Source organism: Phyllobacterium sp. NPDC097923 (genome assembly GCF_044760925.1).
Classification (GTDB): Bacteria; Pseudomonadota; Alphaproteobacteria; order Rhizobiales; family Rhizobiaceae; genus Phyllobacterium; species Phyllobacterium calauticae.
In genome coordinates this window covers 144,968-163,189 of record NZ_JBIWBL010000006.1, presented here as the reverse complement: position 1 = coordinate 163,189, position 18,222 = coordinate 144,968, and the positions used below count along the sequence as shown (strand labels likewise).

Genomic DNA, 18,222 nt, shown 5'->3' with positions numbered 1-18,222 from the left:
AGAAAAACGAGAGGGACGGATATGACCGAGACATTCGTAATTGCACAGGGCGGCGGACCGACGGCAGTCATCAACCAGACCCTTGCGGGCGCCACGCTGGAGGTGCGCAAACGTTATCCCGGTGCCCGCGTGCTCGGTGCAAAGCATGGCGTGCGCGGTATTCGCGCCGGCAACTTCGTCGATCTCTCGGCTCTGCCGGAGCAACAACTGCGCCTGATCGCGGCAACACCGAGTGCTGCGCTGGGGAGCACGCGCGACAAACCCGATGCGGCCTATTGCGAGGCGATCCTGAAAAGCCTGCGTCAGGTCGGGGCGACCGCCTTCATCAATATCGGCGGGAACGATACCGCCGGAACCCAGCAGATCCTTGTGGACGCGGCTGGCAAGGATATTGCCTTCGTTCACGCACCCAAGACGATCGACAATGATCTGGTCGAGAGCGATCACACGCCCGGTTTCATTTCCGCTGCCGAGTTCATCGCTGGCGCTTTCCTCAGTATCGATCTCGACTTCCGTGCGCTGCCCGGCATCTATGTCGGGATCGTCATGGGCCGCCATGCGGGATTCCTGACCACCGCGGCCGCCGCATGGCAGCATGACGATGCGAGCGCGCCTCATCTTGTCTATGTGCCGGAGCGGGCTTTCTCGGCAAAACGGTTCATCGATGACGTGCGCGAAGCGCAGAGCCGTCACGGCCGCTGCATCATTGCCATGTCGGAGGGTGTGACCGGCGAGGATGGACGCACCGTGGTTGAAAACCTTGTTCCCGCCGATCGCCTTGAACGCGACGCCCATGGCAATATCCGCCTGTCCGGCGGAGAATTGGGAATGGCCATCGAACAGCTTCTCAGGGACGGCCTGCCGGGCGCCCGTGCACGGGTGGATACGTTCGGCTACCTGCCGCGCGGCAATATCGCCACAACCAATGCGACCGACGCACAAGAGGCTTTCGAGGCGGGAGTCTTCGCCGTCGAAACGGCGGCGCGCGGCGGCGGGTCGGTGGCGCTGCAATATGCCAATGGTAGCACTCGTCCGCAGATCGTTCCGCTTGCCAGCGTTGCCGGCAAAACACGCCACATCCCGGACGATTTTCTCGAGCCTGAGCGCAACCGGATTTCAGCGCCGTGCCGGGCCTACTTCGAACGGCTGCTGCCAAAGCGCTTCACGCTCGCAGAGCCGCTCGCATAGGCGGCGTCACCCGCCATTGACCAGGCGAAGCACAAGCTGCTGGATGTTGCCGCCCTCGCCCATCTCGACCCGGTCGAAATCCCGCCCCTTCTGGCGCTGGGCAAGGGAAAGCTCGGAAAGGCGCTTCGTCATCTCGACCCGGATTTTCCGGCAGCCGGGATCATCCGGCACCGACAGGCCGATGGTCGCTGCCTCGATCCCCTTGACCATGTCCTTGATCGTCTCGCCGTGCACGGCTTCATGGGTGCGCACACCGGCAATGAACGTATCCCAGTTGGCCTGTACCGCAGCCGGCAGCCGTTCGGCGGGCTTCGGTAGCGTATAGGTGATGATGAGTTTCGGCGTTGCGGCAAGCAGGGTGCAGGCATTGCCCTGCCGCTCATACTTCCTTTGCCACGTCAGTTTGAAATTGGTGTGGGCGATTGTCCGGGTGGCGCCGGCGATGATAGGCCCCCGCTCGCCAATCGACGCATAGAGCGCTGCACCGGATTTTCCGGCAATGGCGTAGGTTTCCACCTGTTCGACAGCTTTCCACGCCGCCTGTGCCGCCGCAGGCATGCCGACGAGGCAGGCGGCAACCAGGCAGTACCCCGCAATTTTTATCATGTGGCCCCTTCCCGTCACATCCGGGCGAACAGCATCAGGCTCCTGATGCTGCCGCCTTGTCCCGCACAGGAAGCTTCCAGCCGGGCCGGATGAAATGGCAGGTATATCCGTTGGGATACCGTTCCAGATAATCCTGGTGTTCCGGCTCCGCCTCCCAGAAATCACCGACCGGTGCGAGCTCGGTCACGACCTTTCCCGGCCACAGACCGGACGCATCGACATCGGCAATCGTGTCCTCGGCAATCCGCTTCTGCTCTTCATCCGCATAGAAAATCGCCGAGCGGTAACTCAATCCCAGATCATTGCCCTGGCGGTTGAGCGTCGTAGGATCGTGAATCTGGAAAAAGAACTCCAGAATGTTCCGATAGCTGATCCGCGCGGGATCGAAAATGATTTCGATGGCTTCCGCATGGGTGCCATGGTTGCGGTAGGTTGCGTTCTCGACATCACCGCCGGAATAGCCGACGCGGGTCGACAGGACGCCGTCATGACGACGGATCAGATCCTGCATGCCCCAGAAACAACCGCCGGCAAGGACTGCGCGTTCGCTTGTCATCCGATTTCCTCCACCTGGTTGAGATAGGCTCCATAGCCCTCCGCCTCCATATCGTCCCGATGGACGAACCGGAGCGAGGCCGAGTTTATGCAGTAGCGCAGCCCGCCGCGATCCTGCGGACCATCGGGGAAAACATGCCCGAGATGGCTGTCGCCATGACTGGAGCGCACTTCAATGCGCACCATGCCGTAACTGTCGTCGCGCAGCTCGTTCACATGGGCAGGCTCGATGGGCTTGGTGAAACTGGGCCAGCCGCATCCCGATTCAAACTTGTCGGATGAGGCAAACAGGGGCTCGCCGGAAACGATATCAACGTAAATGCCCGGTTCCTTGTTGTCCAGATATTCGCCCGTTCCGGGACGTTCGGTCCCGTTCTGCTGCGTGACACGAAACTGCTCCGGAGAGAGTTTCGAGATCACGTCAGAGTTCTTTTCATATTTGCGCATATGTTTCCCTTCCATCAGGGGGCAGCGTGATTGCGGCATGTCCGGCCAACCATGAGGTGTGTTGGTGCATATTTGTGTCCGCCCGCCCCGGTTATCAAGCCCGGAACGGCGCAAACATCATCCGCTGCAAGCGTTTACACCGCACCATAGCGCGCCCGGATGTGGCCGATGAAGTGGTCCGCGTTGAGCTTTTCGCCGGTGGCGCGTTCAAGCAGTTCCGGCGTCGACCAGCGCGATGCCTGAGACCAGATCCTGTCACGCCGCCAGCCGTTGATGGCCGCAAACTCTCCCCTGGCCATATCCCTGTCGGCAGCCGGGTATTCCTTTGTCAGCGCCGCCCATTGTTGCGCAGCCATCATCGCCCCGAGGGTATAGGACGGGAAATAGCCAAAGGCGCCGCTTGCCCAGTGCACATCCTGCATGGGCCCGTCGGCCGGATTATCAATCGTCGACAATCCGAGGTAGTCGCGCATCTTCGCATCCCATGCTTCGGGCAGGTCAACCGGCTGCAATCTGCCCTGGACCAGGTCCTGTTCGAGTTCGAAACGCAAGATGACATGCAGCGGATAGGTCACCTCGTCGGCATCGACCCGGATCAGACCGCGTTCGACCCGGTGAACATGCGGAATGATGTCATCCATGGACCAGGATTCACCCAGATATTTGTCGACAATCGGCAGAGCCCATTGCCAGAATGCGGGGTTGCGGCCGAGCTGCTTTTCGACAAACAGGCTCTGGCTTTCGTGCACCGCCATTCCTCGCGCTTTCCCCAGCGGCCAATGCGACCACTTTTTCGGCAGGTTCTGTTCATAAAGCGCGTGACCGGTTTCGTGCAGCACACCCATCAGCGAGGAGAGAAACTCCGTCGTCCGGTAGCGTGTCGTTATGCGCACATCGCTCGGCACGCCGCCACAGAACGGATGGTGCGATACGGAAAGGCTGCCATGGGAAAGATCGAAGCCAACTGCCGCCATCATGGCAAGACCAAGCTCACGCTGCCTGTCGACCGGATAAACACCGGACAAGGGTTTCAGCGGGCGTTTTGCCAGCCGTTCCGCCTGCACGGCCAGCGCCTCCGGCACGAAGTCCTTGAGGAAGGTTTTCAACGTGTCGAATACCGGCGCGATATCCGCCGTGCGATTGCCGGGGTCATATTGCTCGATCATCGAATCGTAAAGACCAAGGCCAAGAACCTGCGAGCGCATGGCTGCTTCTTCGCGCGCCAGTGCAATGACACCTTCGAGCGCCGGCAGGAATCCGGCCCAGTCATTCTTGGCACGCAGGTCGCGCCACAACTGCTCGCAGCGCATACGTGTGTTTGTCTGGCGCTCAACGAAATCAGCGGGCAGGCAGGTCAGATTGACATAGTGCCGCTTGAACTCCCTGACAGCCGCGACCTGCTCCTCGTCGAGGTCCTCCAGCTCCGCCGCATCGATCCAGTCGGCGATTTCGGGCGCGGACGCCTGGCGATGATACATCCCCGCCAGCGTGCCCATGGCTTCCGCCCGCTTTTCACCGCCGCCAACGGCCATATGAGTGGCCTCGTCGGCGCCGAGAATGGCGAGCGCGTGTTCCAGGGCTTCAAGCCTGTGGCCGAGTTCATCGAGTTTCTGGAAGGACATTCTGTTCCCCTTGGGCGAATCCTGATTCAAAACAGGGACCGAGAGGACTTCAATTTTCCGGCGAGTGCAAGATTGAATCACGCGCCGGGATGTCAGGAGTGTGCATCGGGGAGATTGACAACCGGCGTTTCGAGGCGTTGAAGTATGGCGTGCAAGCCGCGATTTTGAGCCCCTTGCCGCCAACCCGATCCCGATCCCGCACATATACAGCTCGCCTGAGGTCTTCCGTGACCCGTCAACCACTATCCCGGCGAGTGGAAAGCCAGAACAACACATGTCTCAATCGGTTGAACGTTCAAAACGTCCGTTGATTGTTGCCTCCATCATGCTGGCAACATTCATGGTCGCCATTGAAGCCACCATCGTTGCCACGGCAATGCCGCGCATTGTCGGGCAGCTCGGCGGTTTCACCTATTACAGCTGGGTCTTCTCGGCCTTCCTGCTGGCACAGTCGACGACAACGGTGATCTACGGCAAGCTGTCCGATATTTTCGGCCGCAAACCCATGCTCATCGGCGGCATTGTGATTTTCCTTGCCGGCTCGGCACTGGCCGGTTTTGCCTGGTCGATGATGTCATTGATCGCATTCCGCCTGCTGCAGGGGCTGGGCGCCGGAGCCATCCAGCCCGTGACGATGACCATCGTCGGCGATCTCTACAGGCTTGAGGAACGCGCCAAGGTGCAGGGCATTCTGGCCAGCGTCTGGGCAATTTCCGCCGTAACCGGCCCCCTCGCCGGCGGCCTGATCGTGGATCATTTTTCCTGGGCGTGGATCTTCTGGATCAACCTGCCGATCGGCCTGTTGACGATCATCGGCTTTACGCTGTTCCTGCATGAAAAAATCGAGCCGCGCAAAGCCCGCATCGACTATCTCGGCACCATCCTGTTTTCGATCGCCATCGTCTCGCTGATGGTCATCCTGACCGAAACGGACGCCGATCTGTCGATCCTCGCCGCGCTGGCTGCCGTGTTCATCGTGACTGCCATCCTGTTCTTCATGCAGGAGCGCCGGGCGCCGGAGCCCATCATTTCGCTTGCCCTGTGGAGCCGCCGCCTCGTCGCCACCAGCAACACAGCGACGCTTCTCGCCGGCATGGCGCTGATCGGGTTGACCACCGTCCTGCCGATCTATGTGCAGGGCGTGCTGGGGCGCTCGCCGCTGGTTGCCGGTTTCACGCTGACCATGCTCATCGTCGGCTGGCCGCTCGCCGTCATGCTATCCATCCGGCTGTTTCGCGCGTTTGGAATCCGCAGGACCCTGCGCGCCGGCAGCCTGATGTTTCCGATCGGCGCGTCGTTTCTGCTCTTCCTCACGCCTGAAAGCAGCCCCGTCCCTGCCGGCGTCGGTTCCTTCCTCATGGGTTTCGGCATGGGACTGATCAGCGTCACCAGCGTCGTTCTGGTACAGGAAAGTGTCGAATGGTCGATGCGCGGCAGTGCCACGGCATCGATCATCTTCTCGCGCAGCCTCGGCAACACCCTCGGCGCAACAACCCTCGGCGCCATACTCAATATCGGGATTGCGCATTTTGGCAGCGGCGATCTTGCCAACAAACTGCACGAGGTGATCAACCAGCCATCGGGCCTGTCCAGCCTGGCGACGAACCCTGCCATCCGCCTGGTGTTTCACTCCGCCCTGCACTGGAGTTTCTGGGGGGTGTTCACCGTTGCCATCCTCACCTTTGCCACGACCTGGCTGATCCCGGTTTCACGCGAGGCCGGCCGCAAGCCGCCGACACAAACCGAGATGCAGGAGGCACTGTCGTCCTGACGGCAATGTCAGGGTTGCCGCATCACTCCGGCAGCCCTGCCTTGCGCAGCGCATCGAGATAGCGCTGCAAATGCTCGGGGTTTCGCCAGGGGACTCCGGCACGCGTCGTGGCAATGCTGGTCCCCGGGGCGACATGGAGAAGGCGGTCAAGCGCGGCACGCGTCGCGTCTGCATTGCCCATCTCACCGAGTGCCGCCAGAAGAACCCTGTGACCGGTCGGAAAATTGGGATTGAGATGCAGCGCCTTGCGCGCCCACTCCGCCGCAGCGTCATAAAGCCCGTCGGCAAACTCGGCCATGCCAAAAAATGCGAAGGTCCAGTAATTGGCCGGGTCGCGCGGGCTGAGCCGTATGGCCATCTTCAGGGTTTCGCGTGCATTGCCGCTTTCACCGGCCAGCGCATAATATCCGCCGCCCCACATGCGTGCGAACGCCAGATTGGGATTGATATCGATGGCCGTTTCCAGGCATCGCCGGGCATCGTCGAACCGCCGCATGAACAGGGCGACCGAACCGAGGATCGTATGCGCTTCGGCATCCCGCTCATCCAGTTCAACCGCGACGCGCGCCATCTCGTGGGCTTCGTTCATGGCCTGCGGCGGATTGGGGCTCCAGGCGTACAGCACATCGATGATATCGCACATGGCATGCACCACCCGTGCCCGTGCCAGGTTCGGATCAAGGGCTATTGCCTTCAGGGCAAAATCCTTGGCTGCCGCGCTGTCTTCCCTTGTCCAGCGCCAGGCATGCCAGTTCGCTCGCATGACATAATCCCACGCGCTGAGGTTGGCGGGGTCTTTCCTGCGAGCCCGCTTCATCTCCGCGCCGATGAGTTCGGGCGTCACCACGCCGACAATGCTTGCCGTGATGTCGTCCTGGACAGCGAAGATGTCATCCATCTGCCGGTCGAACTGCTCGGCCCAGATGTGATTGCCGGTCGCCGCGTCGATCAGCTGCGCGGTGATCCGGACCCGGGGCCCGCTGCGCCGCACGCTGCCTTCCAGCACATAGCGCACACCAAGCTCCCCGGCGACCTGCTTTATGTCAACGGCACCGCCCCTGTAGGTAAAGGATGAATTGCGGGCGATGACGAAGAATGCCTGGTTGCGCGCCAGACCCGTAATGATGTCTTCGGCGATACCGTCGGCAAAATACTCCTGGTCCTTGTCGGCACTCATATCCTGGAACGGCAGGACGGCTATGGCCGGCTTGGCGACATCGTCGGCCGATGGCGCATCGGATCGGGGGCGTTTGGCACCCGCCATGATCTCCAGCACGACCCGGTAGACGCGTATGCGCTTCCTGATGTTCTTGACCTGCCGTTCGCCAAGATCTTCAAAGGTAAAGGCCACCTTGCCCGCGACCTGTTCAAACACATTCGCGGTGATCGAGATTCCACCCGGTTCAGCCAAGGCTTCCATCCTTGCGGCGATATTGACGCCGTCGCCAAAGATATCATCACCGTCAATGACGATATCGCCTATGTTGATGCCTGCACGATACTGAATGCGGTGTTCCCGCGGCATGTCCGCTTCGGCGTCCGCCACGCCGCGCTGGATCAGAACCGCACTTTCGACCGCGTCGACAACGCTGCCGAATTCGACAAGCAGCCCGTCGCCCGTCGTCTTGACGATGCGTCCATTGTGTTCCCGCAGAACCGGATCGATCAACTGCTGACGATGAACGCGCATGCGCGCTATCGTGGCGGCCTCGTCGGTTTCCATATGGCGCGAATAACTGACCATATCGATTGCCAGAATGGCAACCAGTTTGCGTGCAACGCGGTCGATAGCCAACACTGCTCCCCATCTGAATGGCTCTGCAACCGACTTTATGAGTCTATGCCAGCCAAGTCCATGTGAAACAGGTGATCAGAAATGCAATCGGCAAGCCGCCACCGCGGCGGTGGCAAGGAAAGGCAGAGCAATCTGCCTGAGCCGCAATCCCGTCGATGGCTTCGCTCTCTAGGTGGAACTACCAATTTTCAAATCGATTTAAATGGCTAGAGTATCTTTCGAGGGCTTTGGTCTTCAGATGCACTCTTTTCCAATGACCAAGATCTTTTTCAACGATCAAAGGCACCGGTCTGGCAACAGACCGGTGTTTTATTGCGTATTCCGCCGCGGCAATTCCCGGCGGAGATGGCCTCCCTTCAACCATGCCACATTGATTATATTCAGCAATTTCGAATGCATCGATCAAAGCAGATTTAAAGCGCCGATCCCACGATTTTGCCGGAATCGTGGAGCACGATTTTTACGTGCCGCTTTCAAAGCACACCATAATCCTGCTGCACGTGCGTGCTTTGCAATGAGGTGATCGAGATGCGAATAATCCGGACATGTCTTGCTGTATTTCTGGTGCTCGGCTCCCTATCCATTCCCGGCCTGGCCCAAGCCCAGGCGCCATTAGAGAAGAGAATCGCTCTCGTCATCGGCAATTCGGCCTATCAAACCGGTCCGCTGCCGACACCCGCCAACGATGCCGGCCTGATTGCACAAACATTGCAGGCCGCAGGATTTGATGTGGTCGGAGCGAGGGATCTCGATCAGGATTCGTTGCGCCATACCTTCCGGGATTTTCTCGACAAGGCAACGGCGTCGGGGCCCGACACCGTCATCTTCGTTTATCTCGCCGGGTATGGCCTGCAGTATGAAGGTGAAAACTATTTTGCCGGTGTCGATGCGAAAATGACGCGCGCAACCGATGTTCCCGTCGAAGCCATACGGGTCTCCGATTTCACCAAATCGCTCGCAGCACTGCAGAACAAGGGCACCATCATGGTGCTCGACGCGGCCCGGGCCAACCCATTCGTCCGATCGGATCAGCCGCTGGCAGGGGGACTGGCCATTGTCGATCCCGATCCCAATGTCCTGATCGGCTTCAATGCAGCGCCCGGGACCGTCGCTCCACCAGAGACCGGGCCTTACGGCGCCTATGCGCACGCCCTTGCCGAGATGATCCGTGTCGGCGGGCTGGGGCTTGATGACGTGTTTGATCGCACGCGCCTGCGGGTGAGCGATGCGACCAAGGGCGGGGAACTGCCCTGGAATGCCTCGAAATTCCGTACGCCGTTCCTTTTCTTCGACAAAGGCCCCGATGCGCCGGCACAGCAAGTCTCCGCGCTTCAGGGCGGTGCGATGCGGGCCAAGGCCATTCGCGATTTCGACGCTCGCGACGCCTATCTCGCCGCGCTCGATCGCGATACGCTGCGCGGGTACGAGGATTTTCTTGCCGCTTATCCCAGCGACCCAATGGCCAAGCGTGTGCGGGCCATTGTCGCTGCCCGGCGTGAGGCGATCACATGGCGCCAAACCTGGGTCGCCGACACGCCGGAAGCCTATTGGTCATATCTGCGCCGCTATCCGCATGGTCCGCACGGCTGGGATGCCCGCCGGAGACTTGACCATTTTGAAGCCGCGCTGGAGCCGCCCGCATCCTTCACGGTGATTGCCTACGACGTGCCGCCGCCACCTGAAACGGAAATCATCTATGTCGACCGCCCGGTCCTGTATTTCGATGATCCCGAATTCGACTTTGCGCCGCCGCCACCGCCGCCAGTGATCTTCCTGCCGCCACCACCGCCCGATTTCATCGTGCTGGCACCCCCGCCCCCACCTGTCGATCTCTATGTTCTGCCGGTGCCTGCGTTCGTACCCGTGGCCGAGTGGGTCCGCCCGGCGCGTGACATTGCACCGCCTGAAAACAATGTCATCTTCAACAATATTCATAACACGGTGATCAACAACAGCACGACGATCGTGCAGGAACCTGCGGCTGCCCCCAGCCCTGGCCTGAGCACCGGCGCGAAAGTCGCCGGTGCCGCTGTTGCGGTGGGAGCCGCGGCCGCCGCCCTGCACGTTGCCCTGCCGCCATCGGTGCAGAAGAAGGCGGCAGTCATGCCAAAGCAAAATCCCGTCGCACCCGCCAAACCCGCCGCGCCGGGCCCGGTACCCGCGGCCATCAAACCGCAGGACAGCCATTCGCTTCCCGGGACCAACGGCAGCCGCCTGCCCCTCATCAACGGCAAACCCGCGCTGCAAAACCCGGCACCGGTGCAGACACCAGCCCCGCAGGCTGTGACGAAAACACCCGGAAAAGCCAACGCCGCAGCGGTCAAGCCGCCATTGCCGGGGCACGCCCTCCCGGCTGCTCCGAGCACTGCCGCACCGCTTGCCCCCGGGAAAGCTGCGGTATCGACCGGCCAGAACAAAGCCGGGAAAAATGCCTTGCCGGCTACTGTCAACCGCCAGCCCGCTGTTGCCGCACAGGCCAGACACAAGGCTGCGCCCAATCCTCAACCCCGGACCATTCCACCGGCGGTTGCAAAACTGAATGCCAGCCCGCGTCCGCGCGATCACGCCGCTCCCCGCCCGCCGGTTCAAAGGGCCCAGCCGCAGAACCAGGCACGGGTCAATGCGCAGGTGAGCAGGCCGTCCAGTCCCGTGCCGCAAGCGCATATGCAAGCGCAGCCGCGACGACAGGTCGAGGCAAGGCCGCCAGCCGGAAGGCCCCAGCCACATGCGCCGCAAAAGCCCGGCATGAAGAAAGAGTGCGGCGGCCAGGATCAGCCCGCCTGCCCCAAATGAGCACCGGCATCTGCAACGGGAAACGCCGTTGCGATGCACCCAACCTTTATTCGGCGGAGTGAGAGCATGCACAGGGGTCGAATAGCAAGATTTACAATCTGCGGGCTGGTCCTGCTTAGCCCGCTCCACGCGGCGGCAGCACCGGCCGCTGACAACCCTGCGGCGCAGATCGTGCGCGATCTTGCGCTGGTCGATGCGATAACGTGGGGTGTCAATCCATCGACGATGGCGGCCTATCACACGCTTGGCCGGGAAAAATGGCTGCAAATGCAACTCCATCCCGCGTCCGACGCGCTACCGGCGGCGGTCCGGACACAGATCGATGCCCTGCCAGTCAGCCAGAAATCCGCCTTCGATCTTGCCACGGACTTCGACGCACAGGCGCGCGCCGCCAACCAGACGGCCGATCCCGACCAGAAAGCCATTGCGCAAAAGGCTTTTCAGGATGGCATGAGCGACATGGCCCGGCAGGCTGCAACCGCCAGCCTGTTGCGGGCGCTCTATTCACCCGATCAGCTGCGCGAACGGATGACGTGGTTCTGGTTCAATCATTTCAACGTGCATCAATACAAGGCCAATCTGCGCATCCTTCTCGGCGATTACGAGAACAAGGCCATCCGCGCGCACGCGCTCGGCCGGTTTCACGATCTGCTGGAGGCGACGCTGCGTCACCCCGCCATGATCCGCTACCTCGACAATGCCGACAACGCCGTTGGCCATATCAACGAGAATTACGCCCGGGAAATCATGGAGCTGCACACTATGGGTGTCGGCTCCGGCTATACGCAGAAGGATGTCGAGGAACTGGCGCGCATCCTCACCGGTGTTGGGATCGATCTCAAACCGGACAATCCCAAGCTGAAACCGGACCTGCAACCGCTGCTCGTGCGCGATGGTTTGTTTGAATTCAATCCGGCGCGCCATGATTTCGGCGACAAGGTTTTCCTGGGGCGGACGATCAAAGGGCGCGGCTTTGCCGAAGTTGAAGAAGCGCTCGATATTCTATGCAAACAGCCGACAACGGCCCAGCATGTATCCCGGCAGCTCGCCACCTATTTTGTCGCCGATGTCCCCCCGCCAGCCCTGGTTGACCGGATGGCGCAGACCTTCATGCGGACGGATGGCAATATCGCGAGCGTCCTCGACACGCTGTTCCATTCCCCGGAATTTACGGCCTCGCTTGGCGGGCATTTCAAGGATCCTGTCCGGTATGTTCTTTCCGCCATCCGTCTTGCCTATGACACGAAAGTCATCGTCAACAGCGCGCCCGTGCAGAACTGGCTGAACCGCCTGGCGGAAGGCCTCTATAACCACCAGACCCCCGATGGTTATTCCATGATGTCGACGGCGTGGAACGGATCGGGGGCGATGATGACGCGCTTTGAGATTGCCCACCAGATCGGATCCAATTCCGCCGGGCTTTTCAAGGCGGCAACGCCCGATGCGGTGGATCAGCCGGCATTCCCGCTCATCGAGAACGGGCTGTATTTCTCAAGCCTGCATCTGAAGCTTTCAGCGCCCACGCAGACCGCCCTGGACAAGGCGATTTCACCGCAGGACTGGAACACGCTGTTCCTGTCCTCACCCGAATTCATGCAGTAACAGCAACCCGACGAGGAGACGATCATGCATATCAATCGCCGTGATCTCATTGGTGGACTGGCAGCCCTGACCTCCATGACGGTTGCGGGGCGTGTCTGGGCAGCGCCCAAAACCGACGCACGCCTGCTCGTGGTGTTTCTGCGCGGCGCCTATGACGCTGCCAATGTGGTGATTCCGGTCAGCAGTGATTTCTACTATGCATCGCGGCCGAGCCTCGCCATCGCCCGTCCGGACGCGGCCAACGCCGCCTCGGCGCTTTCCCTCGACGTCAATTGGGGCCTGCATCCGGCCCTGAAGGAGACGATCCTCCCCTTCTATCAGAAAGGGCAGGCCGCCTTCATTCCGTTCGCCGGTACGGACGACCTCACCCGCAGCCACTTTGAAACCCAGGACACCATCGAGCTTGGACAGGACGTCAACGGCACGCGGGATTACCGGTCCGGCTTCATGGCGCGCCTCGCCGGCGCCCTGACACGCGTGCGGCCGATCTCCTTCACCGACCAGATGCCGCTCACCTTCCAGGGCGGAGAGCCGGTCCCCAATATCGCGATCAACAGCGTGGGCAAGCCGGGGATCGACAGCCGCCAGGCGAGTCTCATCAGCGCCATGTATGACGGGAAATCATTGGAGGGGTCCGTACGGGAAGGCTTTCGCGTCCGCGACGATGTCTATCACGCGATCACCGATCACATGATGGAAGCCAGCCGCGGCGCCGTCTCCGCCAAGGGGTTCGAACTGTCCGCACGCCGGATCGGCCGTCTCATGCGCGAGCAGTTCAACCTGGGTTTCGTCGATGTCGGCGGCTGGGACACCCATGTCAACCAGGGGGCGGCGAACGGCTATCTCGCCGACAGGCTGAGCGAGCTTGGCCGGGGAATTGCCGGATTTGCCGAAGAGATCGGCCCGCAATGGCAGGATACCGTCGTGGTGGTCCTCTCCGAATTCGGCCGCACGTTTCGCGAGAACGGCAATCGCGGCACGGATCACGGCCATGGCAGCGTCTACTGGGTTCTGGGCGGCGGCATCAAGGGCGGCCGCATCGCCGGTGAGCAGATCGCGGTCGACCAGGCCCATCTTTTCCAGAACCGCGACTATCCCGTTCTGACCGATTACCGCTCCCTGCTCGGCGGACTGTTCCAGCGCATGTATGGCCTGGACCAGACCGGACTGCACCGCGTCTTTGCCGCCGTGCAGCCCCGTGACCTTGCCTTGATATGAAAGTGCAGGAAACGAACCGCCGATGCTGATGTCTGCGTAGACTCAGCTTCCGGCCAGGCTTTTAACTGAGTCCCAGAATGGTTTCATCTGGTCGGACTGGGTGGAGAAATAGCCCGGAGCAATGACGAGAAACGCCCAGAGGAAACCCGACGGAATATTGGCCAACTGGAACCGGAACTCCGTCATGCCGGCCACCCCGGCGACAACCGGAATGACGGCGCGAACTGGACCAAAGAAATGGCCGAGAAAAACGCTGAAGACACCATATCGCTCGAAAAACCGCTCGGACCGCTCGACCATGGCCGGATAACGGGAAAATGGCCAGTTTCTCAAGATGGGTTCGTGAAAGTGCCGCCCCACCCAATAGGAAAGTGTATAGCCCACGCATGCGCCGATGCCGCCGGAAACAAGCAGCGGCCAGAAGGGAAGCCCGCTCGCCCCGAACAGGCCGCCGATACCCAGAAGGATGATCGTGGAGGGAACAAGCAAGGAGAGCAAGGCCAGGGATTCAACCAAGCCGAGCGCGAAGACGATGACAGGCGCCCATTTTTCGTGCTCCCGCGTAAAGGAAATCGTGGCTTCGATAATATTGGAAAGATCCATTGTGCCTGATGAGAATGAGAAATCGTGGTGGTTGCAGAATGGCCGGCAACCGAAAGGGACAGACCGGACGGGCCCGTCCCTTTCATGATGGTCTCCGGCTTTCCGGTTACTTGGAAAAGCCTTTCGTCGGATCTGCCGGGAATGCGGCATTGGCCTGTTCGCCGCGCAGCAGCTTCAGGGCTTCGATCAGTTGCAGGTCATCCTTCGGATCCGGCGGGACATAGGCAATCGAGCCCGATCCTTCCGCATCCTCCTGAACGCCCTTGATATGGCCCTTCAGGCTGGATTCGCTCATCGGTTCGGCCCGGCCCTTCAGATCGTCCGGCAGCGGCTGTTCGACCGCGATATCCGGCACGATGCCCTTGCCCTGGATCGATTTGCCGGCCGGCGTGTAATACAGCGCCGTCGTCAGCCGCAGTGCGCCATTCTCGCCCAGCGGGATGATCGTCTGCACCGAGCCCTTGCCGAAGGACCGCGTGCCCAGCACCGTCGCCCGGCGTTGATCCTGCAGCGCACCGGCAACAATCTCCGCCGCACTGGCGGAACCGCCATTGATCATGACGATCATCGGCTTGCCGTTGATCAGATCGCCCGGACGGGCATCGAAGCGGGTGATGTCCTGCGGATCGCGGGCGCGGGTCGAGACGATCTCGCCCTTGTCGAGGAAGGCATCGGAGACGGCAACCGCCTGGTCCAGCAGACCACCCGGATTGAGGCGAAGATCCAGCACGAAGCCCTTGAGCTTGTCGGCGGGAACCTTGCTCTGGATGTCCTTGATCGCCTTTTGCAGGTCTTCGTAGGTCTGTTCGGTGAAGGAAATCACCCTGACATAACCGACATCGTTCTCGACGCGGTACTTGACGGCCTTCACCTTGACCACGTCGCGCACGACGGTCAGCTTGATCGGCTTGTCGGCACCCTGGCGGATCAGCGTCAGCTCGATGGGGGTGTTGACATCGCCGCGCATCTTGTCGACCGCGTCGTTCAGCGACAGGCCGCGGACATCGGTTCCGTCGATCTGCGAGATATAATCGCCGGCAAGAACACCCGCCTTGAACGCGGGGCCATCTTCCGTTGGCGTGATCACCTTCAACAGCTGGTTTTCCATGGTGACTTCAATGCCAAGGCCGCCAAACTCACCCTTGGTCTGCACCGACATTTCCTTCGCCTGTTCGGCGTTCATATAGGACGAATGCGGGTCGAGCGACGTCAGCATGCCGTTGATGGCGCTTTCGATCAGCTTCTGGTCATCCGGCGGCGTGACATACTGATTGCGCACCCGCTCGAAGACTTCGCCGAAAAGCGACAACTGCTTGTATGTGTCCGTGCCCGCAGCTTCCGCGGCGGTTATATGCAGCCCGCCCTGCACAGCCACCATTGCCGTTGCACCCATCAGGGCTCCGGCCATGAGAAGCGTTAACCTGCGTACCATTTGCATTCCTTCCAGAAAATCTGCCTACCCCAAAACGTGGTAACAGAATAATTATATGCCAACCAAGGCAGGATTAACACGACCAGAATATGACCGACACATACTGTGATCCATAATGCTACACTGCCGCTTCCGGTAAATTACACAAGAGCCGTTCGCGTGGCTTTTTTGGCCCGGGCGCAACATATTTCGCTTGCTCCTATAGCCACTGGAGGATGCAGATTGACACCCGATTGTCAAACGGCAGCCGCGCATTGACGCCCTCGAACGACGAACGGCGTGCAAATTCCGGTTGCAGAGCGGTGCGCGATGCAGAACAGCAGCAGTGAATTGGACCATATCCTGGCAAAGCGCCGCCAACTGCGCCTGAACACAGCGCAGGAGCTCGCGCGAATCCAGAAGGCGCATCGCCAAATCCGTAACCCGCATGCCCCGTCCGGTCTTCCTCTTCAGCGGAGACTGCAGGCGTGCCTGCGCTCCACGGAGGTCAGAGCCTGCGCGCATCTGGTTGCCATATTGAACTGGTGTTCCCTGCGCCTCATCTGGTTCGCGCTGCCCCGGCTGGCCACCGGCCGCCTGGCGAAGCGGCGTGCCCGATCCCTGTGGCGGGTTATCGGGAAACTCAACCGGATTGGCATGGGAATTGTGCGCTGGCAACTGCGTCGCCACGGGTGAAACAGCCGCAGCCAATCCGGCGATCCGCGCAATTTTTTCCACGGCCCATCTTCCGTCATGACACTGTCATGATCGTCCTTCTTAAGTCCCTTGCAAATGCGTCGGCAACGATGGCAGAGTACCGCGAATAGCGTCCTTTATTCATTGCATTCAAGCCATTAGGGGCTCGGCTTATGGCGTTTCAAAAATATACACCGCCTGCCATCGGCCGCTCGATGTGGCTGAGCATGTGGGACCTGATGGCTTTGCTTTTGGTGATCGGCGCCATCGTGCTGATCGCCTACGGTGCCCGCGTGACCACGGTTCCGCTGTCGACACTTGAAGCCGCCCCGCTTTCCCTCGATCCATCCAATCTGCCGGTTTACGCGCTCCGCACCATGCTGCGCATGCTCCTGGCCATTGCCCTGTCGCTCGTCTTCACGTTCATCTATGCCGCAGCCGCCGCCAAGAGCCGCCGTGCCGAGATGGTGCTGGTTCCCATTCTCGATATTCTCCAGTCCGTGCCGATCCTCGGCTTCCTGACCTTCACCGTCACCTTCTTCCTCAACCTGTTTCCGGGCAGCGTCCTTGGCGCCGAGCTGGCATCCGTGTTTGCCATCTTCACCAGCCAGGCCTGGAACATGACGTTCAGCATGTATCAATCCATGCGCAACGAGCCGAAAGACCTGGAGGAGGCAACGCAGAGCTTCCACCTGACGGGCTGGCAGCGGTTCTGGCGGCTGGACGTTCCGTTTGCGATGCCCGGTCTTGTCTGGAACACCATGATGTCGATGTCGGGAGGCTGGTTCTTCGTCGTGGCGTCGGAGGCGATCACCGTCGGCGACACCACCGTTACCCTGCCAGGGGTTGGCTCCTACGTTGCGCTGGCCATCAAGGAGCAGAACATCATGGCAATCTTCTATGCCACGATGGCGATGCTCGCCGTCATCCTGCTCTACGATCAGTTCCTGTTCCGGCCGCTCGTGGCCTGGGCCGACAAGTTCCGTTTTGAAACAACCTCGTCGGAAACGGTTCCAAGCTCCTGGATGCTGGACCTGTTTCGCCGGGCCCGGATCACACGCCTGCTCGCCGCCCCGGTCGCCTTTCTTTCCCGTCTGGTCTGGAACCTGCGTTTGCCGGCGCTGCCGACATTCGGCTCGGGTGACGCAAAGCCCGCGACGTCACGCCTTCTCGACCGGCTCTGGCTTGCCTTCATTGTTGTTGCCGCAGGCTATGCGGCCTATATCAGCATCATCTATCTCAAGGCCAATATTGCCTGGTCCGATGTGGCGACCGCCGTCGGCAACGGGTTCATCACCCTGTTGAGGGTGACCGTTCTGATGATACTCGCGACACTTGTCTGGGTGCCTGTTGGGGTGTGGATCGGACTGCGGCCGAAACTGGCGCAGAAAGTCCAGCCGCTGGCCCAGTTTCTGGCGGCGTTTCCCGCCAACATCGCATTCCCGGCCTTTGTCGTGTTGATCGTGCATTTCGGTCTCAACGCCAATATCTGGCTCAGCCCGCTGATGATCCTAGGCACGCAGTGGTACATTCTCTTCAATGTCATTGCCGGGGCCAGCGCCTTTCCCAGCGATCTCAAGGAAGCGGCGAACAGCTTTCATCTCCGTGGCTGGCGCTGGTGGTTCAAGGTCATTCTCCCCGGCATTTTTCCCTATTACATCACCGGCGCGATCACGGCCTCCGGCGGTGCGTGGAATGCCAGCATCGTTGCCGAAGTGGCCAGCTGGGGTGACACGCAGCTGACGACACCGGGGCTTGGATCATACATCGCCAATGCCACCACGGCGGGCGATTTCCCGCGTGTCGTGCTTGGCATCGCCGTCATGTGCATCTTTGTAACGCTGTTCAATCGCCTGTTCTGGCGCCCGCTCTACGCCTTTGGCGAGCGGCGCCTTCGTCTCGGCTAGTGCCGGAT

Annotated in this window: 14 protein-coding genes; 7 read left to right on the top strand and 7 right to left on the bottom strand. The window is 60.8% G+C overall.

Annotated features, from left to right (window positions below; all coding sequences use genetic code 11):
* Window positions 1-21: 21 nt before the first annotated feature.
* On the top strand, window positions 22-1,188 hold the full coding sequence (locus tag ACIQWS_RS22580; RefSeq protein ID WP_403184503.1) for a diphosphate--fructose-6-phosphate 1-phosphotransferase: 1,167 nt from the start codon (window positions 22-24) through the stop codon (window positions 1,186-1,188).
* 6 nt (window positions 1,189-1,194) lie between these two features.
* Here ACIQWS_RS22580 and ACIQWS_RS22575 read toward each other — a convergent pair whose 3' ends face one another.
* From ACIQWS_RS22575 to ACIQWS_RS22560, 4 genes are all read right to left on the bottom strand, one after another.
* A complete protein-coding gene (locus ACIQWS_RS22575) occupies window positions 1,195-1,794 on the bottom strand; it encodes a DUF922 domain-containing Zn-dependent protease (protein ID WP_403184500.1) in 600 nt (199 codons plus the stop codon).
* Between the two features lie 34 nt (window positions 1,795-1,828).
* The gene (msrA, locus tag ACIQWS_RS22570) at window positions 1,829-2,350 is read right to left on the bottom strand and encodes a peptide-methionine (S)-S-oxide reductase MsrA (protein WP_346307933.1); all 522 of its coding nucleotides are present in this window, start codon (window positions 2,348-2,350) and stop codon (window positions 1,829-1,831) included.
* The gene (gene msrB, locus ACIQWS_RS22565) at window positions 2,347-2,796 is read right to left on the bottom strand and encodes a peptide-methionine (R)-S-oxide reductase MsrB (RefSeq protein WP_288194906.1); all 450 of its coding nucleotides are present in this window, start codon (window positions 2,794-2,796) and stop codon (window positions 2,347-2,349) included. The genes msrA and msrB overlap by 4 nt, the downstream gene beginning before the upstream one ends.
* A 134-nt stretch (window positions 2,797-2,930) precedes the next feature.
* Window positions 2,931-4,418: a carboxypeptidase M32 gene (locus tag ACIQWS_RS22560; RefSeq protein ID WP_403184496.1), complete on the bottom strand. Its 1,488-nt coding sequence runs from the start codon at window positions 4,416-4,418 to the stop codon at window positions 2,931-2,933.
* Between the two features lie 274 nt (window positions 4,419-4,692).
* Here ACIQWS_RS22560 and ACIQWS_RS22555 point away from each other — a divergent pair, with 274 nt between their 5' ends.
* The gene (locus ACIQWS_RS22555; RefSeq protein ID WP_403184493.1) at window positions 4,693-6,189 is read left to right on the top strand and encodes an MDR family MFS transporter; all 1,497 of its coding nucleotides are present in this window, start codon (window positions 4,693-4,695) and stop codon (window positions 6,187-6,189) included.
* Window positions 6,190-6,211: 22 nt separating this feature from the next.
* Here ACIQWS_RS22555 and ACIQWS_RS22550 read toward each other — a convergent pair whose 3' ends face one another.
* Window positions 6,212-7,984 carry an adenylate/guanylate cyclase domain-containing protein gene (locus ACIQWS_RS22550; protein ID WP_403184491.1) on the bottom strand — a complete coding sequence of 591 codons (1,773 nt, stop codon included), beginning with the start codon at window positions 7,982-7,984 and terminating at the stop codon, window positions 6,212-6,214.
* Window positions 7,985-8,512: 528 nt separating this feature from the next.
* On the opposite strand from ACIQWS_RS22550, the gene ACIQWS_RS22545 reads away from it, so the two are divergent.
* The 3 genes from ACIQWS_RS22545 (at window position 8,513) to ACIQWS_RS22535 (ending at window position 13,597) form a co-directional block, all read left to right on the top strand.
* Window positions 8,513-10,777 carry a caspase family protein gene (locus ACIQWS_RS22545; RefSeq protein WP_403184489.1) on the top strand — a complete coding sequence of 755 codons (2,265 nt, stop codon included), beginning with the start codon at window positions 8,513-8,515 and terminating at the stop codon, window positions 10,775-10,777.
* 66 nt (window positions 10,778-10,843) lie between these two features.
* Window positions 10,844-12,379, top strand: coding sequence for a DUF1800 domain-containing protein (locus tag ACIQWS_RS22540; protein WP_346307928.1), 1,536 nt, complete (start codon window positions 10,844-10,846; stop codon window positions 12,377-12,379).
* 30 nt (window positions 12,380-12,409) lie between these two features.
* Window positions 12,410-13,597, top strand: a complete 1,188-nt coding sequence (locus ACIQWS_RS22535) for a DUF1501 domain-containing protein (RefSeq protein WP_403184579.1) — start codon at window positions 12,410-12,412, stop codon at window positions 13,595-13,597.
* Between the two features lie 42 nt (window positions 13,598-13,639).
* Here ACIQWS_RS22535 and ACIQWS_RS22530 read toward each other — a convergent pair whose 3' ends face one another.
* On the bottom strand, window positions 13,640-14,200 hold the full coding sequence (locus ACIQWS_RS22530) for a DedA family protein (RefSeq protein ID WP_223615229.1): 561 nt from the start codon (window positions 14,198-14,200) through the stop codon (window positions 13,640-13,642).
* Between the two features lie 106 nt (window positions 14,201-14,306).
* Window positions 14,307-15,632 carry a S41 family peptidase gene (locus ACIQWS_RS22525; RefSeq protein ID WP_403184486.1) on the bottom strand — a complete coding sequence of 442 codons (1,326 nt, stop codon included), beginning with the start codon at window positions 15,630-15,632 and terminating at the stop codon, window positions 14,307-14,309.
* 309 nt (window positions 15,633-15,941) lie between these two features.
* Between ACIQWS_RS22525 and ACIQWS_RS22520 the strand changes: the two genes are divergently transcribed.
* Window positions 15,942-16,307, top strand: coding sequence for a hypothetical protein (locus tag ACIQWS_RS22520; RefSeq protein ID WP_346306450.1), 366 nt, complete (start codon window positions 15,942-15,944; stop codon window positions 16,305-16,307).
* Between the two features lie 173 nt (window positions 16,308-16,480).
* The gene (locus tag ACIQWS_RS22515; protein ID WP_346306449.1) at window positions 16,481-18,214 is read left to right on the top strand and encodes an ABC transporter permease subunit; all 1,734 of its coding nucleotides are present in this window, start codon (window positions 16,481-16,483) and stop codon (window positions 18,212-18,214) included.
* Window positions 18,215-18,222: the final 8 nt, after the last annotated feature.